Source organism: Streptomyces sp. DSM 41931, assembly GCF_050271085.1.
GTDB lineage: Bacteria > Actinomycetota > Actinomycetes > Streptomycetales > Streptomycetaceae > Streptomyces > Streptomyces albogriseolus.
On record NZ_CP189902.1, the window covers coordinates 3,029,943 to 3,055,479 of the forward strand.

General features: G+C 73.8%; 22 protein-coding genes. 10 read left to right on the forward strand and 12 right to left on the reverse strand.

From position 1 onward, the window contains the following. Positions 1-6: 6 nt before the first annotated feature. The 7 genes from ACP7TJ_RS13930 to ACP7TJ_RS13960 form a co-directional block, all read right to left on the reverse strand. A complete protein-coding gene (locus tag ACP7TJ_RS13930) occupies positions 7-741 on the reverse strand; it encodes an enoyl-CoA hydratase family protein (RefSeq protein WP_266398173.1) in 735 nt (244 codons plus the stop codon). Further along, entirely contained in the window at positions 738-2,318 is a 1,581-nt protein-coding gene (locus ACP7TJ_RS13935) for a 4-coumarate--CoA ligase family protein (RefSeq protein ID WP_167743421.1), read from the reverse strand. Before ACP7TJ_RS13935 ends, ACP7TJ_RS13930 begins: the two co-directional genes overlap by 4 nt. A 36-nt stretch (positions 2,319-2,354) precedes the next feature. Further along, positions 2,355-3,518 carry an acyl-CoA dehydrogenase family protein gene (locus ACP7TJ_RS13940; RefSeq protein WP_189910972.1) on the reverse strand — a complete coding sequence of 388 codons (1,164 nt, stop codon included), beginning with the start codon at positions 3,516-3,518 and terminating at the stop codon, positions 2,355-2,357. Positions 3,519-3,621: 103 nt separating this feature from the next. Further along, positions 3,622-5,466 carry an acetyl/propionyl/methylcrotonyl-CoA carboxylase subunit alpha gene (locus ACP7TJ_RS13945; protein WP_427763356.1) on the reverse strand — a complete coding sequence of 615 codons (1,845 nt, stop codon included), beginning with the start codon at positions 5,464-5,466 and terminating at the stop codon, positions 3,622-3,624. A gap of 7 nt (positions 5,467-5,473) precedes the next feature. Beyond that, the gene (locus ACP7TJ_RS13950; protein WP_404715823.1) at positions 5,474-7,072 is read right to left on the reverse strand and encodes an acyl-CoA carboxylase subunit beta; all 1,599 of its coding nucleotides are present in this window, start codon (positions 7,070-7,072) and stop codon (positions 5,474-5,476) included. Then, complete coding sequence (locus ACP7TJ_RS13955; RefSeq protein WP_427763358.1) at positions 7,069-8,751, reverse strand: acyclic terpene utilization AtuA family protein; 1,683 nt, start codon at positions 8,749-8,751, stop codon at positions 7,069-7,071. The genes ACP7TJ_RS13950 and ACP7TJ_RS13955 overlap by 4 nt, the downstream gene beginning before the upstream one ends. After that, positions 8,748-9,542 carry a TIGR03084 family metal-binding protein gene (locus ACP7TJ_RS13960; protein ID WP_093768968.1) on the reverse strand — a complete coding sequence of 265 codons (795 nt, stop codon included), beginning with the start codon at positions 9,540-9,542 and terminating at the stop codon, positions 8,748-8,750. The genes ACP7TJ_RS13955 and ACP7TJ_RS13960 overlap by 4 nt, the downstream gene beginning before the upstream one ends. 88 nt (positions 9,543-9,630) lie before the next feature. Here ACP7TJ_RS13960 and ACP7TJ_RS13965 point away from each other — a divergent pair, with 88 nt between their 5' ends. Beyond that, positions 9,631-9,852 carry a helix-turn-helix domain-containing protein gene (locus ACP7TJ_RS13965; RefSeq protein WP_427763360.1) on the forward strand — a complete coding sequence of 74 codons (222 nt, stop codon included), beginning with the start codon at positions 9,631-9,633 and terminating at the stop codon, positions 9,850-9,852. A gap of 35 nt (positions 9,853-9,887) precedes the next feature. Here the strand turns inward: ACP7TJ_RS13965 and ACP7TJ_RS13970 are convergent, their stop codons facing one another. The 3 genes from ACP7TJ_RS13970 to ACP7TJ_RS13980 all read right to left on the reverse strand — a co-directional run bounded on the left by ACP7TJ_RS13970 (position 9,888) and on the right by ACP7TJ_RS13980 (position 11,575). Beyond that, a complete protein-coding gene (locus ACP7TJ_RS13970; protein WP_189910980.1) occupies positions 9,888-10,148 on the reverse strand; it encodes a hypothetical protein in 261 nt (86 codons plus the stop codon). Then, on the reverse strand, positions 10,145-10,507 hold the full coding sequence (locus tag ACP7TJ_RS13975; RefSeq protein ID WP_427763363.1) for a DUF6247 family protein: 363 nt from the start codon (positions 10,505-10,507) through the stop codon (positions 10,145-10,147). The genes ACP7TJ_RS13970 and ACP7TJ_RS13975 overlap by 4 nt, the downstream gene beginning before the upstream one ends. Before the next feature lie 111 nt (positions 10,508-10,618). Then, positions 10,619-11,575 carry an EamA family transporter gene (locus ACP7TJ_RS13980; RefSeq protein ID WP_367471496.1) on the reverse strand — a complete coding sequence of 319 codons (957 nt, stop codon included), beginning with the start codon at positions 11,573-11,575 and terminating at the stop codon, positions 10,619-10,621. A 244-nt stretch (positions 11,576-11,819) separates the two neighbouring features. On the opposite strand from ACP7TJ_RS13980, the gene ACP7TJ_RS13985 reads away from it, so the two are divergent. Then, positions 11,820-12,272 (forward strand): NUDIX hydrolase, encoded by a 453-nt coding sequence (locus ACP7TJ_RS13985; RefSeq protein WP_093768970.1) that lies wholly within the window; start codon positions 11,820-11,822, stop codon positions 12,270-12,272. A gap of 24 nt (positions 12,273-12,296) precedes the next feature. Here ACP7TJ_RS13985 and ACP7TJ_RS13990 read toward each other — a convergent pair whose 3' ends face one another. Then, positions 12,297-14,354, reverse strand: a complete 2,058-nt coding sequence (locus ACP7TJ_RS13990) for a restriction endonuclease (RefSeq protein WP_427763365.1) — start codon at positions 14,352-14,354, stop codon at positions 12,297-12,299. Positions 14,355-14,484: 130 nt separating this feature from the next. On the opposite strand from ACP7TJ_RS13990, the gene ACP7TJ_RS13995 reads away from it, so the two are divergent. Beyond that, on the forward strand, positions 14,485-14,910 hold the full coding sequence (locus ACP7TJ_RS13995; RefSeq protein WP_193459140.1) for a VOC family protein: 426 nt from the start codon (positions 14,485-14,487) through the stop codon (positions 14,908-14,910). A gap of 9 nt (positions 14,911-14,919) precedes the next feature. Here the strand turns inward: ACP7TJ_RS13995 and ACP7TJ_RS14000 are convergent, their stop codons facing one another. After that, the gene (locus tag ACP7TJ_RS14000; protein WP_427763368.1) at positions 14,920-17,796 is read right to left on the reverse strand and encodes an FAD-binding and (Fe-S)-binding domain-containing protein; all 2,877 of its coding nucleotides are present in this window, start codon (positions 17,794-17,796) and stop codon (positions 14,920-14,922) included. Between the two features lie 287 nt (positions 17,797-18,083). Here ACP7TJ_RS14000 and ACP7TJ_RS14005 point away from each other — a divergent pair, with 287 nt between their 5' ends. From ACP7TJ_RS14005 to serC, 7 genes are all read left to right on the forward strand, one after another. Next, positions 18,084-20,408 (forward strand): ATP-binding protein, encoded by a 2,325-nt coding sequence (locus tag ACP7TJ_RS14005; protein ID WP_427763369.1) that lies wholly within the window; start codon positions 18,084-18,086, stop codon positions 20,406-20,408. Then, positions 20,405-20,812 carry a roadblock/LC7 domain-containing protein gene (locus tag ACP7TJ_RS14010; protein WP_093768975.1) on the forward strand — a complete coding sequence of 136 codons (408 nt, stop codon included), beginning with the start codon at positions 20,405-20,407 and terminating at the stop codon, positions 20,810-20,812. The genes ACP7TJ_RS14005 and ACP7TJ_RS14010 overlap by 4 nt, the downstream gene beginning before the upstream one ends. Then, the gene (locus tag ACP7TJ_RS14015; RefSeq protein ID WP_048460105.1) at positions 20,809-21,156 is read left to right on the forward strand and encodes a DUF742 domain-containing protein; all 348 of its coding nucleotides are present in this window, start codon (positions 20,809-20,811) and stop codon (positions 21,154-21,156) included. Before ACP7TJ_RS14010 ends, ACP7TJ_RS14015 begins: the two co-directional genes overlap by 4 nt. Then, positions 21,137-21,772 carry a GTP-binding protein gene (locus tag ACP7TJ_RS14020; RefSeq protein ID WP_228917805.1) on the forward strand — a complete coding sequence of 212 codons (636 nt, stop codon included), beginning with the start codon at positions 21,137-21,139 and terminating at the stop codon, positions 21,770-21,772. Before ACP7TJ_RS14015 ends, ACP7TJ_RS14020 begins: the two co-directional genes overlap by 20 nt. Beyond that, the gene (locus tag ACP7TJ_RS14025; protein WP_093768976.1) at positions 21,769-23,001 is read left to right on the forward strand and encodes a cytochrome P450; all 1,233 of its coding nucleotides are present in this window, start codon (positions 21,769-21,771) and stop codon (positions 22,999-23,001) included. Before ACP7TJ_RS14020 ends, ACP7TJ_RS14025 begins: the two co-directional genes overlap by 4 nt. Beyond that, positions 22,998-24,248: a cytochrome P450 family protein gene (locus tag ACP7TJ_RS14030; protein WP_427763373.1), complete on the forward strand. Its 1,251-nt coding sequence runs from the start codon at positions 22,998-23,000 to the stop codon at positions 24,246-24,248. The genes ACP7TJ_RS14025 and ACP7TJ_RS14030 overlap by 4 nt, the downstream gene beginning before the upstream one ends. 129 nt (positions 24,249-24,377) lie before the next feature. After that, a complete protein-coding gene (serC, locus tag ACP7TJ_RS14035; RefSeq protein ID WP_093768978.1) occupies positions 24,378-25,496 on the forward strand; it encodes a phosphoserine transaminase in 1,119 nt (372 codons plus the stop codon). Positions 25,497-25,537 lie beyond the last annotated feature (41 nt).

A 25,537-nucleotide genomic window follows, 5' to 3' on the forward strand; every position in this document is an offset into this window, starting at 1 on the left:
CCGCGCTCACACCACCCATTCCGGATCCCGTCGTTCGAGGAACGCCGTCATGCCCTCGCGCGCGGGCGCGGAGGCGAAGAGGCGGGCCGAGAGCGCGGTCAGGGCGTCCGCGTCCCGGTCGAAGGTCTCCAGCACCTTAGCCGTGAGCAGCCGCTTCGTCTCGGCGAGGGCCTCCGGGGCGGACCGGCGCAGTCCGTCGAGGACGGGCGCGAGGGTGTCGTCGGCGTCGTCACCGGCCACGGTGAGCAGGCCGATGCGGGCGGCCTCGTCGGCGTCGAAGCGTTCCCCGGTGAGGTAGTAGCGGGCGAGGGCGCGCGGGTCGGTGCGGGGCAGCAGCGGCAGGGAGATCACCGCCGGGGCGACCCCGATGCGCACCTCGGTGAAGGCGAACGTCGCCGCGCGGGAGGCGACGGCGATGTCGCAGGCGGCGAGCAGTCCGAGGCCGCCCGCGCGGACGTGCCCGGTGACACGGGCGACGACCGGTTTGGGCAGTTCGACGATCTGCCGGAGCAGCCCGGTCAGCGCGGACGGCGCGGGCGGGTCCTTCAGGTCGGCGCCCGCGCTGAACGTGTTGCCGGTGTGGGTGAGGACCACCGCGCGGACGCCGGTGTCCTTCCCGGCGTCGGTGAGCGCGGCGGCGAGGTCGCCGACGAGGGCGGCGGACAGGGCGTTGCGGCGCTCCGGGGCGTCGAGGGACAGGGTCTCGACGCCCCGGGTGCGACTGCGGCCGATCAGGGTCACGAGGGCTCCTTGTGCGCCGTCCGGAGTTCGCGGCGCAGGATCTTTCCGGAGGCGGCGCGGGGCACGCCGTCGATGAAGGTGACGTGCCGGACCCGCTTGTAGGGGGCGACGCGTTCGGCGACGTACATGATGACCTCGCCCTCGGTGAGTTCCGGGGCGGAGGGGTGGCGGACGACGAAGGCGTGCGGGACCTCGTTGCCGTCCTCGTTGTAGACGCCGATGACGGCCGCGTCGGCGACGCCGGGGTGGGTGAGCAGCAGCGCCTCCAGCTCGGCGGGCGCGACCTGGAAGCCCTTGTACTTGATCAGCTCCTTGACCCGGTCGACGACGAACAGCCAGCCGTCGTCGTCCACATGACCCACGTCCCCGGTGTGCAGCCAGCCGTCCTCACCGATCATCGCGGCCGTGGCGTCGGGGCGCCCGAGGTAGCCCTTCATCACCTGCGGGCCGCGGATGAGGATCTCCCCGGACTCGCCGGGACCGAGGTCCTTGCCGGGGTCGTCGAGGGACACGATCCGCATCTCGGTGCCGGCGATGAGCTTGCCGACGGTGCCGGGCGGGGCCTCCTCCATGAGGTCCAGCGGGACCACGTGGGTGCCGGGCGACAGCTCCGTCATGCCGTACGCCTGCCCGACCGGCGGCAGGCCGAGCCGCCGCGCGCAGGCGGCGGCGAGGTGCGCGTCCAGGGGCGCGGCGGCGCTGATGACGTGCTTCAGGGAGGAGAGGTCGTACGCGGCGACGAGCGGGTGCTTGGCGAGGGCCAGCACGATCGGCGGAGCGACGTACAGGGCGGTGATGCGGTGGTTCTGGATGGCCGCGAGGAAGGTCTCCAGCTCGAAGCGCGGCAGTACGACGACGGTGGCGCCCTGCCGGAGCGGGGCGTTCATCAGCGCGGTGAGTCCGTAGATGTGGAAGAACGGCAGCACCGCGAGGACGCGGTCGCCGGGCCCCGCCGTGATCGACGGCTGGAGCTGGGCGAGGTTGGTGGCGATCTGCCGGTGGGTGAGCATCACGCCCTTGGGTGTGCCGGTGGTGCCGGAGGAGTACGGCAGCGCGGCGACGTCCTCGGCCGGGTCGATGCCGACGACCGGCTCGGGGCCGGTACAGGCCAGCATGTCGATCAGCGAGCGGTGTCCGGGCGCGCTGTCGCAGACGAAGATCTCCTCGACGCCGCCCGCGAGTTCGGCGGCTCCGCGCGCGCTGTCCAGCAGGGGGGACACGGTGACGATCCAGCGGGCCGCGCAGTCCTTGAGCTGCTTGGCGAACTCCTCGGGTGTGGCGAGGGGATGCACGGTGGTGACGGAGGCGCCCGCGCGGGTCGCCGCGTAGAAGGCGGTGGGGAAGGCGATCGTGTTGGGGCTGTGCAGGGCGAGCACGTCGCCCTTGCGCACGCCCGCCTCGGCGAGTCCGGCGGCGACCCGCCGGTGGAAACGGTCGAGCTGTTCGTAGGTGAGGGTGGTGCCGTCGGTGCCGTCGATCAGGGCCGGGGTGCTCCCGAACTCGGCGGCGCGCGCCAGCACCGCCTCGTGGATGGGGAGTTCGACCGGAGTGACGTCTGCGTACTCGCTGCGGAACATGGTTCCTCCAAGACGGCCGCGAGGCGGGCCCGTCGCCTAGTACGACTTGGGCAGGCCCAGGGTCTGGTGGGAGACGTAGTTGAGAATCATCTCCCGGCTGACCGGCGCGATACGAGACACGCGCGCGGCCGTTATCAGCGAGGCGAGCCCGAACTCACGGGTGAGGCCGTTGCCGCCGAGGGTGTGCACGGCCTGGTCGACGGCCTTCACACAGGCCTCGGCCGCCGCGTACTTGGCCATGTTGGCGGCCTCCCCCGCGCCGATGTCGTCGCCCGCGTCGTAGAGATGGGCGGCCTTCTGCATCATCAGGCGGGCCAGTTCGAGGTCGATGTGCGCCTGCGCGAGGGGGTGCGCGATCGCCTGGTGGGAGCCGATGGGCGCCTTCCAGACGGTGCGGTCGCGGGCGTACTCGACGGCGCGGGAGAGGGCGAAGCGGCCCATGCCGATCGCGAAGGCGGCCGTCATGATGCGCTCGGGGTTCAGACCGGCGAACAGCTGGAGCAGGCCCGCGTCCTCGTCGCCTACCAGCGCGTGGGCGGGCAGCCGTACGTCGTCGAGGACCAGCTCGAACTGCTTCTCCGCCGCGCTGAGTTCCATGTCGATCTGGTGGCGCTGGAAGCCCGGGGTGTCGCGCGGGACGATGAACAGGCAGGGCTTCAGGCGCCCGGTGCGGGTGTCCTCGGTGCGGCCGACGATGAGCGTGGCGTCGGCGATGTCCACACCGGAGACGAACACCTTGCGGCCGGTGAGCAGCCAGTCGCCGGTGGCGGGGTCACGCCGGGCGGTGGTGGTGATGCGGTGGGAGTTGGAGCCGGCGTCCGGCTCGGTGATGCCGAAGGCCATGGTGCGGGTGCCGTCGGCGAGGGCGGGCAGCCAGTCCCGCTTCTGCTCCTCGGAGCCGAAGCGGGCGATCACCGTGCCGCAGATGGCCGGGGAGACCACCATGAGCAGGAGGGGGCACCCCGCGGCGCCGAGTTCCTCCAGGACGATGGAGAGTTCGGAGATGCCGCCGCCTCCGCCGCCGTACTCCTCCGGGAGGTTGACGCCGAGGTAGCCGAGTTTGGCGGCCTCCGCCCAGAGTTCGGTGGCCGGCCTGCCCTCCTCGACGGTGCGGGTGAAGTAGGCGCGGCCGTATTTGTGGCCCAGGGCGGACACCGCCGCGCGGAGGGCCTTGTGTTCTTCTGACTCGATCACCGGCATGTGGGCTCCTTGGAGGAGGGGAGGGGGCTTGAGTCGTCGGACGGGTGCGGGTGCGTTGGGGCTGGTCGCGCAGTTCCCCGCGCCCCTGAAGGGCCTGCGGGCCTCAGGGGGTTTCCTCCACCACCGCCAACAAGGTTCCGAGCTCCACTTGTCGGCCCTCGGTCGCGTGGAGGGTGGTCAGGGCTCCTGAGGCGGGCGCCGTGATCTTGTGCTGCATCTTCATCGCCTCCAGCCAGAGGAGGGGCTGGCCGGCCTTCACGCTCGCGCCCTCCGTGACGCCCTCGGCGACGCGGACCACCGTGCCGGGCATCGGGGCGAGGAGGGAGCCGGGGGCGTGGTCGGCCTCCGGGTCGGGGAAGCGGGGCAGGGCGGTGAGCGCCGTGGTGCCGACGTACACGCGGTCGCCGTGGCGGGCGACCTCGTAGCGGCGCCGTACGCCTTCGGTCTCCAGGATCACCAGGGACGCGTCCGCGTGCACGACCGTCACGCCGTCGGCCGCGAGGCCGGTGCGGGTGTGGCGGTAGCGGACCTCGTGCTCCTCGCCGTTCATCGCGTACCGCTTGACCTGCGGCTGCGAGGGCACGTTGCGCCAGCCGCCGAAGCGGGAGCGGCCGTGCGCGTCGGCGAGGGCGGCGGCGAGCGGGGCGTACGGGTCGGCGGCGGGCGTGGTGAGGGCGGGCAGGTGGCGGTCGTAGAAGCCGGTGTCCATGCGGCCCTGCGCGAACTCCTCGTGGCGCAGGGAGCGGACGAGGAGGTCGCGGTTGGTGACGGGGCCGTGGATCACCGCGCGTTCCAGGGCGGCGGCCAGCTTGCGCACCGCCTCCGCGCGGGTGGGGGCGTGGGCGACGACCTTGGCGAGCATCGGGTCGTAGTGGATGCCGATGTCGTCGCCGTCGGTGCAGCCGGTGTCCAGGCGTACGGCGCCGGGGACGGCGAGGCGGTGCAGGCGGCCGGTCTGCGGGGCCCAGTCGCGGGCGGGGTCCTCGGCGTAGAGGCGGGCCTCGACGGCGTGGCCGCGCGGGGCCGGCGGCTCGGGGTCCAGGGCGTGGCCCTCCGCCACCCGGATCTGCTCGGCGACGAGGTCGACGCCGAACACCTCCTCGGTGACGGGGTGTTCGACCTGGAGCCGGGTGTTCATCTCCAGGAAGTGCGCCCGGTCGCCGGCGACCAGGAACTCCACGGTGCCGGCGCCGGCGTAGCCGACCGCGCGGGCGGCGCGGACGGCGAGGGTGTGGAGTTCCTCGGTGAGCGCGTCGGTGAGGCCGGGCGCCGGGGCCTCCTCGATCACCTTCTGGTGCCGGCGCTGGAGGGAGCAGTCGCGGGTGCCGAGCGCCCACACCGTGCCGTGGGTGTCGGCGAGGACCTGCACCTCGACGTGGCGGCCGTTCTCCAGGTACGGCTCGACGAACACCTCCCCGTCGCCGAAGGCGCTCGCCGCCTCCGCGCGGGCGGCGGCGAGTTCGGCGTCCAGGCCGGCGAGGTCGCGCACCACGCGCATACCGCGTCCGCCGCCGCCCGCCGCGGCCTTCACCAGCACCGGCAGGTCGGCCTCGGTGACGTCGGTGAGCGGCGCGACGCCCATGAGCTGCTTGGCGCGCGTCTTGGACGCCATCGCCTCGATCGCCTCGGGCGGCGGGCCGATCCACACCAGTCCGGCGTCCTGGACGGCGCGTGCGAAGCCGGCGTTCTCGGAGAGGAATCCGTAGCCGGGGTGCACGGCGTCCGCGCCGGCCGCGAGGGCGGCCTTCACGATCAGGTCGCCGCGCAGGTACGTGTCGGCGGGCGCCGAGCCGGGGAGCCGTACGGCGGTGTCGGCGACGCGGGTGTGGAGGGCGCCCGCGTCGGCGTCGGAGTGCACGGCGACGGTCGCGATGCCGAGGTCGCGGCAGGTGCGGGCGATGCGGCAGGCAATCTCGCCGCGGTTCGCGACAAGCACGGAAGTAATCACTGGGGCCTCACATCCGGAAGACGCCGAAGCCGCCGCGCGCGCCCTCGTAGGGCGCGGTGTGGACGGCGGACAGGCACAGGCCGAGGACGGTGCGGGTGTCGCGCGGGTCGATGACGCCGTCGTCGTACAGCCGCCCGGACAGGAACATCGGCAGGGACTCGGACTCGATCTGCTGCTCCACCATCGCGCGCAGCGCCGCGTCCGCCTCGTCGTCGTACGGCCGGCCCTTCGCGGCGGCCGACTGGCGGGCGACGATGGACAGCACGCCGGCGAGCTGCTGCGGGCCCATCACGGCGGACTTGGCGCTGGGCCAGGCGAACAGGAAGCGCGGGTCGTAGGCGCGGCCGCACATGCCGTAGTGGCCGGCGCCGTAGGAGGCGCCCATGAGGACGGACAGGTGCGGGACGCGGGAGTTGGAGACCGCGTTGATCATCATCGCGCCGTGCTTGATGATGCCGCCCTGCTCGTACTCCTTGCCGACCATGTAGCCGGTGGTGTTGTGCAGGAACAGCAGCGGGATGTCCCGCTGGTTCGCCAGCTGGATGAACTGGGCGGCCTTCTGGGACTCCTCGCTGAAGAGGACGCCCCGCGCGTTGGCGAGGATGCCGACCGGGTAGCCGTGCAGGGACGCCCAGCCGGTGACCAGGCTGGCGCCGTACAGCGGCTTGAACTCGTCGAAATCGGAGGCGTCGACGATCCTCGCGACGACCTCGCGCGGGTCGAAGGGGATCTTCAGGTCGCCGGGGACGATGCCCAGCAGCTCCTCCGGGTCGTACTTCGGCGGCTCGGCAGGACCCGGATCCGGGTACGCCTTGCGGTGGTTGAGGCGGGCGACGATCCGGCGGGCCTGGCGCAGCGCGTCCGGCTCGTCCACGGCGAAGTGGTCGGCGAGGCCGGAGACGCGGGCGTGCATGTCCGCGCCGCCCAGCGACTCGTCGTCGCTCTCCTCGCCGGTCGCCATCTTCACCAGCGGCGGGCCGCCGAGGAACACCTTGGCCCGCTCCTTGACCATGATCGTGTGGTCGGACATGCCGGGCACGTACGCGCCGCCCGCCGTGGAGTTGCCGAAGACGACGGCGATCGTGGGGATGCCGGCCGCCGACAGCCGGGTCAGGTCGCGGAAGATCGCGCCGCCCGGGATGAAGATCTCCTTCTGGGACGGCAGGTCGGCGCCGCCGGACTCGACCAGGCTGATCAGCGGCAGCCGGTTGGCGAGCGCGATGTCGTTGGCGCGCAGGGCCTTCTTCAGCGACCAGGGGTTGCTGGCGCCGCCGCGCACCGTCGGGTCGTTGGCGGTGATCACGCACTCCACGCCCTCGACGACCCCGATGCCGGTGACGAGGGAGGCGCCCACGGTGTAGTCGCTGCCCCAGGCGGCCAGCGGGGACAGCTCCAGGAACGGGGTGTCCGGGTCGAGCAGCAGCTCGATGCGTTCACGGGCGAGCAGCTTGCCGCGCCCCCGGTGCCGCTCGACGTACTTCTCGCCGCCGCCCGCGAGGGCCTTCGCGTGCTCGGCGTCGAGTGCGGCGAGCTTGGCGAGCATGGCCTCGCGGTGCTCCCGGTGGTCCGGGTCGGACGGGTTCAGGGCGGACGCGAGGACCGTCACAGGAGCACCTCCGGGATGTCGGCGTGACGGGAGCGCAGCCACTCCCCCAGCGCCTTGGCCTGCGGATCGAAACGGGCCTGCGCGGCGACGCCCTCGCCGAGGATGCCCTCGACGACGAAGTTCAGGGCGCGCAGGTTCGGCAGCGCGTGCCGGGTGACGGGCAGCTCGCGGGCCTCGGGGATCAGCTCCCGGAACCGCTCGACGGTCAGCTCGTGCGCGAGCCACCGCCAGGCGTCGTCCGTCCGCGCCCACACGCCGACGTTGGCGTTCCCGCCCTTGTCCCCGCTGCGGGCCCCGACGACCCGTCCGAGGGGCGCGCGGACGGTCGGCCCCGGCGGCAGCGGCTCGGGAGGAGCGGGCGGCGGTACGTCGTCGAGTACGGCGGTGTCCTGGGGCGGGTCCACGGTGATCCTGCGCCCGTCGTCGAGGACGGCCACATGGCCGACGTCGCCCTGGGGGACGTACACATCCTCGAAGACCCCGTACGGGGAGCCCTTCCCCGGTGGCGCCACCACGTGGAACCCGGGGTAGCCGGCCAGCGCCAGCTCGATCGCGGCCCCGCTGAGCACCCGCCCGACCTTCTGCTGGTCGGGGTCCCGTACGACCAGCCGCAGCAGCGCGCTCGCGGTCTCCTCGGTGTCGGCGTCGGGCCGGTCGGTGCGGGCGAGGTCCCACCGCACGTCCGCGGGCGGGGACGCGGCGAGGGCGTCGCTCATCTGCTCGCGGACCAGCGCGGCCTTGGCCTCGATGTCGAGTCCGGTGAGCACGAAGACGACCTCGTTGCGGAACCCGCCGAGACGGTTGCGGCCGACCTTGAGCGTGGGCGGCGGGGCCTCCCCGCGCACCCCCTCGATCCGCACCCGGTCAGGCCCGTCCTGGGTGAGCCGTACGGTGTCCAGCCGCGTGGTGACGTCCGGCCCGGCGTAGCGGGCGCCGCCCGTCTCGTACAGCAGCTGCGCGGTGACCGTGCCGACGTCGACGAAACCGCCGGTGCCGGGGTGCTTGGTGACGACGCAGGAGCCGTCGGGGTGGATCTCGGCCAGCGGGAAGCCGGGCCGCCGCAGTTCGCGGGGGTCGCGCTCGGTGAAGAAGGCGTAGTTGCCGCCGGTGGCCTGCGCCCCGCACTCCAGCACGTGCCCGGCGACGACGGCGCCGGCCAGCCGGTCGTGATCCGTCGGCTTCCAGCCGAAGTGCGCGGCGGCGGGCCCGGTGACCAGGGCGGCGTCGGTGACCCGCCCGGTGACGACCACGTCGGCGCCGGCCCGCAGGCACTCCGCGATGCCGAAGCCGCCGAGGTAGGCGTGGGCGGCGAGGCTGCCGGGGTGGCGGGCGGTGAGGTCGTCGCCCTCGACGTGGGCGACCCGCACGGGGAGGCCGAGGCGTCCCGCCAGCTGTCGTACGGCGTCTGCCAGCCCCGCCGGGTTGAGCCCGCCCGCGTTGGCGACGATCCGGACGCCCTTCTCGTGGGCGAGGCCGAGGGTGTCCTCGAGCTGGCGCAGGAAAGTGCGGGCGTACCCGGCGGAGGGGTCCTTCAGCCGGTCGCGGGCCAGGATCAGCATGGTCAGCTCGGCGAGGTAGTCGCCGGTGAGGACGTCCACCTCGCCGCCGGTGAGCATCTCGCGCAGGGCGTCGAAGCGGTCGCCGTAGAAGCCGGAGAAGTTCCCGATGCGCAGCGTCACTGGGCGCCGCCCTTTGGCTCCCGGCCTTCGCCGGGCGGCCCGGCGAAGGCCTGCGCGATGTCCAGCCAGCGGTCGGCGTCGGGGCCGTCGGCGGTGAGGTCCAGGTCGGCGCGGTGGGCCCGCTGGGTGACCAGGAGACAGAAGTCGAGGGCGGAGCCGGTGACGCGCTGTGGGGCGTCCTCGGGGCCGAACGCCCAGACCTCCCCGCCGGGCGCGGTGAGCTCGACGCGGAAGGGGTCGGCCGGCGGGGTGAGCCCGTGCACGCCGTGCGCGAAGTCGCGGGTGCGGACGCCGAGCCAGGCGATGTGGCGGAGGCGGCCGGTGGGCGCGCGGGTGACGCCGAGCGTGTCGGCGACGTCCTGGGCGTGCGCCCAGGTCTCCATCAGACGGGCGGTGGCCACGGAGGCGGCGGACATCGGCGGCCCGAACCAGGGGAACCGCGCCCCGTCCGGCGCCTCCCGCAACGCCTTCTCCAGCGCCGCGCGCCCCTCCCGCCAGCGGGCGAGCAGCGCGGCGGGCCGGGCGCGGGCGTACTCCTCGGCGCCGTCGTCGACGTACGTGTGCGGGGCGGCGAGGGCCTGCTCGACGAGGGCGCGGAAGCCGTCGGGGTCGGTGACGGCGGTCCAGGCGCAGTGGTCGGTCCAGGCGAGGTGCCCGATCTGGTGGGCGACGGTCCATCCGGCGGCGGGCGTGGGCGACGCCCACCGCTCCGGCTCCAGCCCGGCCACCAGCCGGTCGAGCTCCTCACTCTCCTCACGCAGATCGTCGATCACAGGCGTCGGATCGGACACGAGGTCGCTCCCCTCGGGACGCGGACACGGCGGTGTGCGGCGCGGTTGGAGGGAGCATGGCAGCGGCGAAGAAAACAAGCAAGCGTGCTTGCATGCATTTTTTCGCCGGAACGATCCGGCGTCCGAGGCGATGGGGGTCACCCAGGGCAGGGTCAGTCAGATCGAGCGGGGTGCGGCCCGCCTCGACACCTCGACGATGGCGGCGTACCTGCACGCCATCGGCGGCGAGCTGCCGATAACGGCCACGGTCGGCAACCTCTCGGTTCGTCTCTGGTGGACGTCGTTCACCGGCCGGCGATCGTCCCCTTGACACGGGCGACGGCGACTCCTGAGCGGCGCGAACCGTCAGGGAAGAGGGTCGGGCGTCACCTGCCAGATGGTGAGGAGTTCCGAGCGCGGCGTGATCATGTAGACGAAGAAGCCACCGGCGACGAAGGCGTGCTTGGCGCCCTCGTCCGCGCCCTGGTACGAGGGCCCGTGCAGGTGCAGTACTTCGGCCGCCCGCACCAGTTCAGCGGCCGTCTTCTCCACCTCGGCGAGGAAATCGGCCGGGGCGCCGTCCGCCACGGTCTCCCGGTCGGGCTCGTACTCCCAGCGCCACGTCACTCGGCGCGCACCGCCTCGGCGGCCGCACGGTAGAGCGAGCTGGCCGTCCTCAGGTGCTCGCGCGCTTCCTCCGCCGTGGTGGCGATCTGGGCGAGGTACTCCGCGCGGTGGTACTCCCGCGCCATGGCCGGGTGACGCTCGATCTCCAGGAGGGCGGCCCAGTGGCTGAGGTAGGCGTGGATCGGCTTGAGCGACCCGAGTTCCACCGCCTCCGCGAGCGCCTGGTCCTTGGCCTGGTCGTAGGCCGCAAGGAGGCCGGGTGCGACGACCGTGCAGGCAGCCCGCAGGGCGCCCGGTGTCCGCTCCGGACGGGGGATCAGAGGACGGTCACCGGCGGTCTCACTGTGCTGCACGCTCATGGCGCTGTTCCCTTCGTGCCTCCGGGACGGACCGGTCACGCGAGAGGACCGGCTGCTTGGAGAGACGAGAGCGACTCTAGTCCCGCCGCGGCTCGACGCGCCCGGCGATCGTCAGGAGACACCTGCGGTCTTCTTCGCCCTCCCCCGCCCCACCTGCGTCCGCACCGCGCCCATGCTCGCCGCGATGACCAGGGCGATGGCGGCGGCCTCCGTCGCGGCGAGGGCCTGGTCGAGGATGAGGAAGCCGGCGGCGGCCGCGAGGGCGGGTTCCAGGCTCATCAGGATCGCGAAGGTCGACGCGGGCAGGCGGCGCAGCGCGAGGAGTTCGAGGGTGTACGGCAGGACGGACGACAGCACCGCGACCGCCGCGCCCAGGGCGAAGGTCGTCGGGTCCAGCAGCTTCGTGCCGGACTCCAGGACGCCCAGCGGCAGGAACAGCACCGCCGCCACCGCCATGGCGAGGGCGAGCCCGTCGGCCTGCGGGAAGCGGCGCCCGGTCCGCGCACTGAAGACGATGTACGCCGCCCACATCGCCCCGGCGGCCAGGGCGAAGGCGACGCCCAGCGGGTCGAGGCCGCTGAAGCCCCCGCCGCCGAGGAGGAACACGCCGGTGAGGGCGAGCGCGGCCCACACGAGGTTGACCGCGCGCCGGGAGGCCAGCACCGAGAGGGTGAGCGGGCCCAGGACCTCCAGGGTGACCGCGGGGCCGAGCGGGATGCGGGCGACGGACTGGTAGAAGAGCCCGTTCATCGCGGCCATGGCGACGCCGAAGACGATCACCGTGCCCCAGTCGGCCCGCGAGTGCCCGCGCAGCCGCGGCCGGCACAGCACCATCAGCACCAGCGCCGCGACCAGCAGCCGCAGCGTCACCACCCCGAGCGCGCCGGCGCGCGGCATCAGCGTCACCGCGAGCGCCCCGCCGAACTGCACGGAGATCCCGCCCGCCAGCACTAGTCCGACCGGCCCGAGGGCGCCGCGCCGGCCGCCCGGTGCGCCGGCCTGCGCGGGGGCGGGGCCGTGGACCTGCCCGGGTGCGGTGGACGGGGTGGCGGCGCTGGGGGTGGTCACGGTGCCTTCCAGGGACGTAGGAGACGCGAGCGGTGCGGGGTGATGCGCGACTGCACCGAGTGTGCACCTCGGTGGACTCACGGGTCCAGCGTATTGGACTACGTCAGCACCGTGAAGGGTTTATATGCCTGACGATGCGACCGGTGTCCCGTCCGGGTCAACTCCGTCCACGGTGCGGACGTCCTACCCGGTACGGTTCCCCGTGGTGACACCCCGTCCGCTCCCCCCTTTCGACTGAGGTTCCGTGCGACGACTCCTGGTCCGTGTCTGGCGGCTCCTGCGCCCGCTGCAGAGCCGCATCATGTGGCTGCTGCACGCCAAGTTCGTGGTCGGCGTGACGGGTGTGGTGCGCGACGACGAGGGACGGGTGCTGCTGCTGAGGCACCGGATGTGGCCGCCCGGCCGCCAGTGGGGCCTGCCGAGCGGCTTCGCGCGCAAGGGCGAGGACTTCCGGGCGACCGTGGTGCGCGAGGTCAAGGAGGAGACCGGCCTCGACGTGGAGGCCGGCCGCCTGGTCATGCTGAACAGCGGCCTGCGCACCCGCATGGAGGTCGCCTTCGAGGCCCGCCTCCTCGGCGGCGAGCTGCGCCTGGACCCCTTCGAGATCCTGGAGGCCCGCTGGTGCGCACCGGACGCCCTCCCCGAGGGCGTCCAGCCGGTGTGCCACCCCCTGGTCAGGGGCGAGACGACGCCCTGAGGGCGTGAGCGCACCCGCGCAGCGCTACCGCACCTCGATCCCGAAGTCCTGCACCAGTTCCTCGAGCCCGCCCCGGTACCCCTTGCCGCCGAGGACGAAGTCCCAGTCGCCGTTCGCGCGGCGGCGGAACGAGCCGAGGACCAGGGCCGTCTCCCCCGCCCGGCCGTCGGACACCTCGAGCTGTCCCAGCTCGGTCAGGCCCGGGTCGAGGAGGCGGATGCGGGCGTCCGTGAAGCCCGCGAGGTCCGCGTCCGGGTTCACCTCCGGGTCGACGGCGGCCACCAGCACGAAGCGGTCGGCCTCGTCGGGCAGGCCGTCGAAGGCGACGCGGATCGCGGCCTTGTCGGGTGCGGTGGCCTCCAGGGCGCGAACGGCGCCGTCCGGGGTGCCGGGGTTGTTGAAGAAGACGAAGTGGTCGTCGCTGAGCACACGGCTGCCGCGGCACACCAGCGCGCACACGTCCAGCGCGACGCCACCGGTCCAGCCCATGCCCAGGACGTTGTAGTCGTCGGGCAGCCGGTCCGCGTCCGGGTCCGCCGGGCGGGCCGTGCCCGTGCTCCCGTCGCCCAGCCGCCCCCGCAGTCCGTGCCGGTGGAGGAGGTCGACCAGCTCGGGGCCCGCGATGAGCTCCAGGGGCTTGCCGTTGGCGAAGGTGTGCGAGCCGGGGCCGAAACCGGACGTCGTCACGAGGACGCCCTTGTTGGCGCCGGCGTCCTGCACGGTGCCGTAGAGGTCGCGCACGGCGGTGGGCGGCACCGTGTTCCGGTAGCGCTTCACCTGGACGACGATCTTGCCGCCCCGGATCGGCGTCGGGTCCAGCGCGTCGACGTCCACGCCGCCGTCGTTGGAGCGCTGGGTGGTCACCGCCTGCATGCCCATGGCGCGGAAGAGGTCGGCGACCAGGTTCTCGAAGGCCACCGGGTCCATCGCGAACAGGTCAGGGTCCTCGTCGCCGCCGTGGGCGACGACCCGATTGCCGACGTCTTGCGGCCGCCTTCCGGGCCGTACGGCCGCGAGCTGGTCGGGGCGTGCCGAGACCTGGCCGCGCAGCGCGTCGGTGAAGCAGCTCTCCGGGTCCACCTGCGCAAGATGCAGCTCCTGGAACGCGGCGCGCTCCGCCATCACGGTGGCGAGGCAGATCTGCCCGGGGCGGCCCGTCGTCGGGTCGTGCCCGTCGACGAAGCCGTTGAGCGCCACCGACTCCAGGGCGCCCTGCTCGTCCGCGGCGAACAGCTCGTGCAGCACGAGCAGCATGCACTGGGCCAGGACCTCCTTGTACAGCGCACGCCGCTGGCCCACGGGGCGGGGCATCTCCTTGTCCTGGTCGACGCTCGCCATGTACCGGACCGCCTTGGTCTCCGGCACCACGTCGTACGCGGGCAGCTCCCAGTCCAGGACGAGCTGTCCCGCCGCCGGGTCGTAGGCCGCGGCCACCTGGCGCGGAAACCCCTCAGGCCAGGCTGTGGAGGAGTACAGGGCGGCGGAGAAGTACTCGATCACCGCGTCGGGCTCCCGGCGGCGCACGCCCTCGACGGTCGCGGTGACCTCGGCGTTGTGCCGGCGCACCTCGGCCAGCTGGGCGTCGGCCCACTCCTGGTACTGCCGCTGGTAGGCGGCGAGTTGCTGCTGCCGCCGCGCCTCGGCGGCCTGCGCCGCGTGCCAGTCCCGCTCGAATCGGGCCCGCGCCTCCGCCTGCGCCTGCGCCCGCCGGTTCGCCGTCCAGCCCCCGCCCTGCGGCTGGTAGTTCCTGGCCTCCGGCAGGGGCACGGGCTGCGCGAGCGGACCCGGCGCGAACGGCTGCACGGTCTCCGCCCGCATCAGCGTCGCGGCCCGGAACGGCGCCGCCCGGCACCCCGTCGCGAGCAGCGCCCGCAACGACGCGACCTGCGCGTCCAGCTCCTCCGTGCGCCGGAGAGCCTCCGCCTTCCGGTACTCACGGTGGTCCCGCTCCACGCGCCGCTGATGGGCCCGCGCCCGCTGCTCCTCCTGCCGGCGCCGCCTGGCGTCGGCCTCCTGCTGACGCTGCTGCTGCCGCTGCGTCTCGGCCCAGACACCGACAAAACCGGTGGAACGACGACTCATGCGCTGCGGGCCCTCCCCCCAAAGCACTCCGGTTGTCCCCTACAACCAGGTGTGACGCACGACTTTAACCAGCAACGGCTGCCCCGCACATCGACTTGGCAGAGGCCGGCCGCTTGTTAGGGTGCGCCCCGTGGCAGAGATCAGGCAGGTGCAAGTCACGTTCGACTGCGCGGACCCCGAGCGGCTGGCGCGGTTCTGGTGCGAGGTGCTGGGGTACGCCGTCGTGCCGCCGAAGGGGTACGAATCCTGGGACGCGTTCAACCGGGAGCGGTTCCCCGACGGGGACGGCGCCTGGTGTTCGGCGAGCGACCCGACCGGCGCGGGGCCCCGGCTGTTCTTCCAGCGGGTGCCCGAGGGCAAGACCGTCAAGAACCGCGTCCACCTCGACGTGCGCGTCGGCACCGGGATGACCGGTGAGGAGCGGCTGGCCGCGCTGGAGGCCGAGTGCACCCGGCTGGTCGCCCTCGGCGCGGTCCGGCAGCGGCTGCTCTACGACGGCACCGACTCGTGCATCGTCATGCAGGACATCGAGGGGAACGAGTTCTGCCTCGACTGAGGCGCCCGCTCACGCCTCCTCGCCCAGCGCCTGAGCCAGGATCTCCGCCAGGTGACGGCCCCGCACGCCCCCCAGCTGCTCCAGCTGCGTCCGGCAGGAGAAGCCGTCCGCCTGGACCACCGCGTCCTTCGGCGCCTCCCGTACGGAGGGCAACAACTGCTCCTCCGCGCAGGCGCGCGAGACGTCGTCATGCCCCCTCTCGAAGCCGAAGTTGCCCGCCAGGCCGCAGCACCCGCCCACCAGTTCTCCCGTGAGGCCGGCCGCCGCCCGGAGCCGGCGGTCGGGAGCGTCGCCCAGGACCGCGTGCTGGTGGCAGTGGGTCTGGCCGGTGACCGGGCGGTTCACGGCGGGCGGGGTCCAGCCGGGGGCGAGCCGTTCCAGCGCCTCCGCGAACGTCAGCACCCGGGAGGCCAGTTGAGCCGCTCGCGGGTCGTCGTGCAGGAGTTCCGGGGCGTCCGTGCGCAACGCGGCCGCGCAGCTCGGCTCCAGCACCACCAGCGGCGCGTCCGTGGCGAGCACCGGTTCCAGGAGGTCCAGGGTGCGCCGCAGCACCGCACGGGCGCGATCCAGCTGCCCGGTGGAGATGTACGTCAGCCCGCAGCAGACCCGCCCGCGCCGTGCCGTGAGCAGGGAGAGGGCGGAGCGTGAGCGGGCGTCGCCCACCCGCCCGCCGGGCCGCGGCCGCAGGGTCGGGGGCAGCGCCACCCGCAGCCCCGCCGCCTCCAGGACCCGTACCGCCGCCCGGCCCACCGACGGCGACAGGTGCTCGGTGAAGGTGTCCGGCCACAGCACCACCAGCGGGCCCTCACCCGCGGCAGGCGTCCGCCTCCGCCGCCACCAGCGGCTGAAGGGCTCCGCCGCCAGACGCGGGATCTCCCGCCCGCCCGCGATCCCGCCCAGCCGTTTCGCCAGGCGCGCGAGCGGGCGCACCGAGGCGAGCGCGTTCGCCGCTCCCGCCGTCCGGGTCCGGGCCGCCCAGGACAGCCACACGGGCAGCCACCCCATCGCGTAGTGGGCGGCGGGACGGCGGCGGCCCGCGTAGTGGTGGTGCAGGAACTCCGCCTTGTACGTGGCCATGTCGACGCCGACCGGGCAGTCGGAGCGGCACCCCTTGCAGGACAGGCACAGGTCGAGCGCGTCCCGCACCTCCGTGGAGCGCCAGCCGTCGGTCACCACCTCGCCCGCGAGCATCTCGTGCAGCAGCCGGGCGCGCCCGCGGGTGGAGTGCTCCTCCTCCCCCGTCGCCCGGAACGACGGGCACATCACGGCGGACCCCGACACGGACGTCGTACGGCACTTGGCGACGCCCACGCAGCGCCGCACCGCGGCCGAGAAGTCGCCGGCGTCGGCGGGGTAGCCGAAGACGACGTCGACCGGTTCGCGCGGGAGGGGGGAGAAGCGGAGGCCGGTGTCGAGGGGCGCGGGGCGGACCAGCATGCCGGGGTTGAGCAGGCCGTCCGGGTCCCACACGCCCTTCACCCGCTCGAAGAGGGCGACCGTCTCCGCGCCGTACATGCGCGGCAGCAGCTCCGCACGGGCCTGCCCGTCGCCGTGCTCGCCGGAGAGGGAGCCGCCGTGGGCGACGACGAGGTCCGCCAGCTCCTCCGAGAAGCGCCGGAAGCGCGCGACGCCCGGCTCGGTGAGCAGGTCGAAGTCGATGCGGACGTGGATGCAGCCGTCCCCGAAGTGCCCGTAGGGGGTGCCGCGCAGGCCGTGCTCGGCGAGCAGCGCCCGGAAGTCCCGCAGGTAGGCGCCCAGCCGGGCGGGCGGCACCGCGCAGTCCTCCCAGCCGGGCCAGGCCTCGCTCGAGTCCGGCATCCGGGTCGCCGTGCCGCTCGCGTCCTCCCGGATGCGCCACAGCGCGCGCTGCCGGGCCGGGTCGGTGACCACCAGCGCGTCCATGACGTCCGCCGCCCGCACGATCGCCTCGGCGGCCGCGCGGGCCTCCGCCTCGGTGTCCCCGCCGGCCTCGACGAACAGCCACGCCCCTCCGCGCGGCAGGTCCGCGGCGGACGGCACCAGGTCGGCCGCCATGCCCTCCACGGTCAGCGGGCGGTACGGCAGCAGCCCCGCCGCCGCCTGCGCGGCCCCGCTCTCGTCGGCGTACGCCAGCACGGCGAGCGCCCGTGCGCGGGGCGCCCGTACGAGGGTCAGCTCCGCCTCGGTGAGCACGGCGAGGGTGCCCTCCGAGCCGCAGAGGGAGCGGGCGACGTCGGCGCGGTTCTCCGGCAGCAGGGCGTCCACCGCGTACCCGGAGATACGGCGTGGCAGGTCGGGGAAGCCCGTGCGCAGACGCGCCAGTTCGCCCTCGGCCAGCTCGCGCAGGCCGGCCGGGGCGCCCGCCCAGCCGGGTCCGGGGCGCAGCCGTTCGCCGCGTGCGGTGATCACGGACAGGGTGCGCACGTTGTCGGCGGTGGTGCCCCAGGCGACCGAGTGGGAGCCGCAGGAGTTGTTGCCGATCATGCCGCCGAGGGTGCAGCGGCTGTGGGTGGACGGGTCCGGGCCGAAGCGGAGCCCGTGCGGGGCGGCGGCCTCCTGGAGGCGGTCGAGGACCAGGCCGGGCTGGACGACGGCGGTGCCCGCCTCCGGGTCCAGGGACAGCAGACGGTTCATGTGGCGTGTGAAGTCGAGCACGATGCCCGTGCCGGTCGCCTGCCCCGCGATCGACGTGCCGCCGCCGCGCGGCACCACGGGCACCCCGTGCTCCCGGCACACCGACAGCGCCGCCGCGACGTCGTCGGCGTCCCGGGGCGCGACCACGCCGAGCGGAATCCGGCGGTAGTTGGAGGCGTCCATCGTGGTCAGCGCCCTCGCGGTGACGCCGAGGTCCACCTCGCCGCGTACCGCCTCGCGCAGCGCCGCCGCCAGTTCCCGCTGATCCGTCATGCCCTCAGGATGCCTCCGCGGGGGTGCGGCGCGGGCGGCGGCGCACCCGCCTCTGGACGGGCCCGGGACGCGCTGCCGGACCGTTCAACCAAGAACGGAAGCAGAATCTTCCCAAGCCGATCACGAACTCCCATATAGTGACCGCGAGTTGCGCGCAGTTGTCGGACCTCGTTCGCGAAGCGACCCCAGAATCAGGTCCGGCGTCCCATCGAACCGCCCGAGGGCCGCGCAGCCATGACGGTGCACGCCCGCGGACCCGACCGAGGACCCGACCGAGGACCTGATTGATGACCTCTCCCCTGCTCCCCGGCGACCGCCCCACCCCCCGCAGCCTGCTGCCCGCCCCCGTGCTCACCGCCGCGTGCTGCGCGGTCGCCGTCGTGGCCGCCTTCTTCCTCGCCCCGCAGGCCGCGATCGGCGCGGTCCTGGTGACCGGCGTGATCGCGTCCGTGCTGCTGTGCGCCGCCGTCACGGCCGCCGCGTACGCCCAACTGTCGGCGCGCGCCGCCCGGGCGCGGCTCGAGGCCGTCACCCAGGACGTCGGGCGGCTGCTCCAGGAGCGGTCCCGGCTGACCGAGGACGCCCGCCGCCGGCACGAACTGCTGACCGGTGAACTCACCCGGGAACGCGCCCGGTTGTCCGCGGAGCTGGACCAGGAGCGGGCCCATCTCGCCGAGGCGCTGGCCGACGAGCGCGACCGGCTCGCCGAGCAGCACGCGGCCGAGCTGGCCCGGCTGGCGCACGAGCGGGCCGAGGAGCGGACCCGGACCGACGACGCGCACACGGCGGAGCTGGCCCGGTCCGCCGAACGGCACACCGCCGAACTGGACCGGCTCACCGCCCAGCACGCGGACGAGCTGGCCAAGCTGACCGAGGAGCACACCGAGGAGCGCGACCGGCTGGAGGAGGAGAGCGACCGCCTGGCGCGCGAGCGGATCCGGCTCGCCGGGGAGAACGCGCGGCTGACCACCCGGCTGCGGGAGGCCGAGGGGGCCCGCGCGGCCGCCCTGGCCGCCACCGCCAACGCGGCCGGACGGATGCAGGCCCTGTCCACCGGCATGCTCGCCGACCTGCGCGCGATGGAGGAGAAGCACCACGACGAGGAGGTCCTCGCCGACCTGCTCCACCTCGACCACCGCACCGCCCAGGCGGGCCGCCTCGCCGACTCCGTCGCCGTCCTCACCGGCGCCCGCTCCGGCCGCCGCTGGGCCCGCCCCATCCCGATGGAGTCGATCCTGCGCGGCGCGATGGGCCGCATCGCCGGGTACCAGCGGGTCCGCGTCCACTCCGCCAGCGACATCTCCGTCGCGGGGCACGCCGCCGAGGGCGTGATGCACGCGCTCGCCGAACTCCTCGACAACGCCGCGAACTTCTCACCCCCGACCGCCGAGGTCCACGTCTACGTGGAGGAGGTCCCGGCGGGTGTCATCGTGTCCGTCGAGGACAGCGGCCTGGTGATGGGCGAGGCACAGCTGCGCCGCGCCGAACGGGCCGTCTCGGGCGAGTCCACCGAGCTGGGCGGTCTCACCGGCACCCGGCTGGGTCTCGCGGTCGTCGGCCGACTGGCCCGGCGGTACGGGCTGCGGGTGTCGTACCGGCCCTCCGCGCGCGGCGGCACGGGCGTGCTGGTGCTGCTGCCGCAGGACATCCTCGTACCGGCGGACGCGGCGCCCGTGCGGCCGGTCACGGCCCCGGCCACGAACGGCGCGGCCACCCCGGCGGCCCGCCCCCGCACGCTCACGGCGGCGGCGACGGGCCGGGAGGCCGGCCCGCGGGACCACGAGGCGTCCGGCGCGAAGGCCGCGGAGCCGTCCGGCACGCACGGACATGAGACGCCCGGCGCGAGGGACGACCAGCCATCCGCCACGAAGGCCGCGGAGGCGTCCGGCACGCACGGAGATGAGACGCCCGGCGCGAGGGACGACCAGCCATCCGCCACGAAGGCCGCGGAACCGTCCGGCACGCACGGACATGAGACGCCCGGCGCGAGGGACGACCAGCCGTCCGCCACGAAGGCCGCGGAACCGTCCGGCACGCACGGACATGAGACGCCCGGCGCGAGGGACGACCAGCCGTCCGCCACCGAGGACGAGCCGCAGGACCTCCCCCGGCGCCGCGGCCTGACCGGGAGAGACCCCGAGCCCGAACCCCGCCACGGCGCCACCGACGACACCGCCGCGTCCCCCGCCTCCCCGGAGACCGGGCGCCCGACCGCCCCCGCCCCCGCGTCCATCCTTTCCGCGCCCTCCTACGCCGCCGCCCGCTCCGGCGGCGACGTGGACGCCGACCCGGTGCCGGCCCACGCGTCCGCCGACGGCGACGCCGCGCCCCTGGTGCTGCCCCGCCGGCGCCGCGGCCGCACGCTCGCCGCGGCGGAGCGCCGGGCGGGCGCCGGCAGCCGTGCCGCGGAGTCCCGGCCCGCCCCCACGGCCGAGGAGACCCGGGCCCGCACCGCCCGCTTCAGCAGCTTCCGCCAGGCCGTGCGCACCCCCACCCCGGACGACACGGCCGACCCGGACGCGGGCGCCGTCCCGGCCCGCGAGACCACCCCCGACCCCGAGACCTCACCTCAGCCCACCCCCGTGACTTCGGAAGGCGACACCACCTCATGACCGGCACGACCACCGCGGACGAGAAGCTCACCTGGCTCATCGAGGGCCTGTTGGAGCGCACGCCGGGCGCGCGGCACGCGCTCGTGCTGTCCCGTGACGGCCTGAAACTGTGCCGCACGACCGAGCTCTCCACCGACCAGGCCGACCAGCTCGCCGCCATCGCGGCCGGCATCCAGTCGCTGTCGCACGGCGCGTCCGTCGAGTTCGGCGACGGCACCGGCGGGGTGCGCTCGGCGATGACCGAGTTCTACGGCGGCGTGCTGTTCATCGTGGAGGCCGGCGAGGGCGCGCACCTGGCCGTCGTCACCACGGAGGACGCGGACGCCGGGCTCGTCGGGCACAACATGAGCGAGCTGGTGGAGCAGCTCGGCGAGCACCTGACCGCGCAGCCGCGCACCTCATGAGCCGGCCCGGCAGGGACGACGCGCCCGACCGGCTGTACACCCTCACCGGGGGGCGCAGCCGGTCCGGGCCCGACAACCCCTTCGACCTGGTGACCCTGGTCGTCGCCGAGTGCGACCCGGTGCCCGGCATGCAGTCGGAGCACGCGGCGATCCTGCGCCTCACCGGACGGCCCACGGCGGTCGTGGAGATCGCGGCCGAGCTGAAACTGCCGGTGAGCATCACCCGGATCCTGCTGTCCGACCTCCTCGCGGCGGGCCGGGTCAGCGCCCGTCACCCCCGAAGAGCCGCCGTACCCGACCCCGACATCCTGGAGCAGGTGCTCGTTGGACTCCGCAACCTCTGAGACGCCCACGGCGTCCGAGACGCGCACCCCGCTGGGCGCGTCGGCCGACAACGGCCTGAAGATCGTGGTCGTGGGCGGCTTCGGCGCCGGCAAGACGACGATGGTCCGCTCCGTCAGCGAGATCCGTCCCCTCAACACCGAGGAGACGATGACCCAGGCCGGCGAGGGCGTCGACGACGTGAGCGGGGTGCGCGGCAAGACCGCGACCACCGTCGCCTTCGACTTCGGCCGCATCACGCTGGACGAGCACAACGTGCTGTACCTGTTCGGCGCGCCGGGGCAGGAGCGGTTCTGGTTCCTGTGGGACCGGCTGTTCTCCGGCACGCTGGGCGCGGTGGTGCTGGTGGACACCCGGCGCATCGACGACTCCTGGTACGCCATCGACCGGCTGGAGCGGCACGGCACGCCGTTCATCGTGGCCTGCAACGACTTCGGCGGGCCCACCTTCACCCCGCAGACGATCCGCGAGGCCCTCGACCTGGACCCGCATGTGCCGCTGGTGAACTGCGACGCGCGGTCCCGCGAGTCCAGCAAGATCGTGCTGATCACGCTGGTGGAGCACATCAAGGAGCTGTACGCCGATCAGGCCCGAGCCCCCCGTCAGGAGCTGGTGTGAGTCCCGCCTCCGTCCCCGACGCCGTCCCGTTCAGCGGCCCCCTGCTGCAGGACGACCCGGCCCGCGTCTACCGCGAGCTGCGCCGCGAGCACGGCAGTGTGGTGCCGGTCGTGCTCGACGGCGACGCCCCCGCCTGGCTGGTCCTCGGCTACCGCGAGCTGCACCAGGTCACCGGCGACCCGGTGCTGTTCAGCCGCGACTCCGAGCTGTGGAACCAGTGGGAGAACATCCCCGACGACTGGCCGCTGCTGCCGATGATCGGACGCCGTCAGCCGTCCATCCTCTACACCGTCGGCGAGCGGCACCGGGAGCGGGCCGCGATGCTGGGGAACGCGCTGGAGGCGGTCGGCCCGACCGAACTGCGCGGCCATTCCGAGCGGTTCGCGGACGAGCTGATCGACGCGATCTGCCCGCGCGGGTCCGCCGACGTGATCGGCGAGTTCGCGATGCTGCTGCCGGTGCGGGTGCTGGCCCGGCTGTACGGGTTCCCCGACGACAAGGGTCCCGCGCTGGTCACCGCGCTCAACGACATGATCGACGGGCGGGAGCGGGCGCTCGCAGGCCAGACGCATCTGTTCACGTCGATGACGGAGCTGGTGGCCCAGCGGCGCAAGGAGCCCGCGGAGGACGTCGCCTCCCGGATGCTCGCCGACCCCTCGGGGTTCACCGACGAGGAGATCGTCCAGGACCTGATGGTGATGATGGCGGCCGGGCACCAGCCGACCGCCGACTGGATCGGCAACTCGCTGCACCTGATGCTCACCGACTCCCGGTTCGCGGCCTCGCTGTTCGGCGGCCGCAACAGCGTCGCCGAGGCGATGAACGAGGTGCTGTGGGAGGACACCCCGACGCAGAACGTGGCGGCGCGGTGGGCGTCGCGCGACACGCAGCTCGGCGGACGCCGCATCCGGGCCGGCGACATGGTGCTGCTGGGCCTCCAGGGCGCCAACTCCGACCCGCAGGTGCGCACCGACGGCTCGCTCACCGGCGGCAACGGCGCGCACTTCTCCTTCGGTCACGGCGAGCACCGCTGCCCGTTCCCGGCGCAGGAGATCGCCGAGGTGATCGCCCGGACCGGCATCGAGGTGGTCCTGGACCGGCTGCCGGACATCGACCTGGCCGTGCCGGCCTCCTCCCTGACCCGCCGCCCGTCGCCCTGGCTGCGCGGCCTGTCCGAGCTCCCGGTCACCTTCACACCCACCCCCGCCCTTGGAGGCTCGCTCGCATGACGGCTGGTACGGACCTCACCGCGACCGACACCGAAGAGACCCGCATCCCCCTCGACCCGTTCGTCTCCGACCTGGACGCCGAGAGCGCGGCGCTGCGGGCCGCCGGGCCGCTGGCCGCCGTGACCCTGCCGGGAGGCGTGCCCGTGTGGGCGGTGACCCATCACGCCGAGGCGAAGAGGCTGCTGACCGACCCGCGGCTGGTGAAGGACATCAACGTCTGGGGCGCCTGGCGGCGCGGGGAGATAGCCCCCGACTGGCCGCTGATCGGGCTGGCCAACCCGCCGCGCTCGATGCTCACCGTGGACGGCGCCGACCACCGGCGGCTGCGCACCCTGGTCGCCCAGGCGCTCACCCCCAGACGGGTGGAGCGGATGCGGGACCGGATCACCGAGTTGACGGAGTCGCTGCTGGACCAGGTGGCCGCGCAGCCCGGCGACCGTGTGGACCTGAAGGCGGTGTTCGCCTATCCGCTGCCGATGTTCGTGATCGCCGATCTGATGGGGCTGGCCGAGGAGCGGCTGCCTCGGCTGAAGGAGCTGTTCGAGAAGTTCTTCTCCACGCAGACCCCGCCGGAGGAGGTCGTGGCCACGCTCACCGAGCTGGCCGGGATCATGGCCGAGACGGTGGCGTCGAAGCGGGAGAACCCGGGCGACGACCTGACGTCGGCGCTGATCCAGGCGTCGGAGGACGGCGACCGGCTGACCGACGAGGAGATCGTCGCCACGCTCCAGCTGATGGTGGCGGCCGGGCACGAGACCACGATCTCGCTCATCGTCAACGCGGTGGTCAACCTCTCCACCCACCCGGACCAGCGCGAGCTGGTGCTGTCCGGGAAGGCGGACTGGTCGGCGGTGATCGAGGAGACGCTGCGCTGGTCCACGCCGACCTCGCACGTGCTGATCCGGTTCGCGACCGAGGACGTACCCGTAGGGGACAAGGTGCTGCCCGCCGGGGACGCGCTGATCGTGTCGTACGCGGCGATCGGACGGGACGAGCAGGCGCACGGGCCGACGGCCGGCGTCTTCGACATCACCCGCGAGGACCCCCACCGGCACATCTCCTTCGGGCACGGCCCGCATGTGTGCCCCGGCGCCGCCCTGTCCCGTCTGGAGGCGGGCGTCGCCCTCCCGGCGCTGTACGCGCGCTTCCCGAAGCTGGACCTGGCGGTCCCGGCGGGCGAGCTGCGCAACAAGCCGGTGGTCACCCAGAACGACCTGTACGAGCTGCCCGTGACGCTCGGCGGGTGAGGGACGCGGGTGGCGGACGGCCCTCCCCCCGGTCCGTCCGCCACCCGTACCGGTGATGTGTCTCAGCGGCGCGTCTCAGCGGACGGACGATGTTGCGCCCGTGTTTCCCCCAGCCGCTAGGCTCCGGTCGTGGCTGAGATCCGGATTCCTGCTGACATCAAGCCCGCCGACGGTCGTTTCGGTGCGGGTCCCTCCAAGGTGCGGACGGAAGCGCTGGACGCGCTGGCCGCGACCGGCACGTCCCTGCTGGGCACCTCCCACCGCCAGGCCCCGGTGAAGAACCTGGTCGGCCAGGTGCGTGAGGGCGTCCGCGAGCTGTTCCAGCTCCCCGACGGCTACGAGGTGATCCTCGGCAACGGCGGATCCACCGCGTTCTGGGACATCGCGACCCACGGCCTGATCGAGAACAAGTCGCAGCACCTCAGCTTCGGCGAGTTCAGCTCCAAGTTCGCCAAGGCGGCCAAGCTCGCCCCGTGGCTGGCCGACCCGGACGTCATCTCCGCCGACCCGGGCACGCACCCGGAGGCGGTCGCCGAGGCGGGCGTGGACGTGTACGCCCTCACCCACAACGAGACCTCCACCGGCGTCGCCATGCCGATCAAGCGCGTGGCGGGCGCCGACGAGGGCGCGCTGGTCCTGGTGGACGCCACCTCAGGCGCGGGCGGCCTGCCGGTCGACATCGCCGAGACGGACGTCTACTACTTCGCCCCGCAGAAGTCCTTCGCCTCCGACGGCGGCCTGTGGATCGGCGTGTTCTCCCCGGCCGCGATCGAGCGCGCCGAGCGGATCCACGCGAGCGGCCGGCACGTCCCGGAGTTCTTCTCGCTGCCGACGGCGATCGACAACTCCCGCAAGAACCAGACGTACAACACCCCGGCGCTCGCCACCCTGTTCCTGCTCAACCAGCAGCTGGAGTGGATCAACGGCCAGGGCGGCCTGGACTGGGCGGTCCGCCGCACCGCGACCTCCGCGCGCACGCTGTACGGCTGGGCCGAGGACATCAAGTACGCCAGCCCGTTCGTCACCGACCCGGCGAAGCGCTCGGCCGTCATCGGCACGATCGACTTCACCGACGAGGTGGACGCGGCCGCCGTCGCCAAGGTGCTGCGCGCCAACGGCATCGTCGACACCGAGCCGTACCGCAAGCTCGGCCGCAACCAGCTCCGCATCGCGATGTTCCCGGCGATCGACCCGGCGGACGTCGAGGCCCTGACGAAGTGCGTCGACTACGTCATCGAGCAGCTGTAGTCCCACCTGCCTACGACACGGAGAGGGCGCCCGGCGGATCC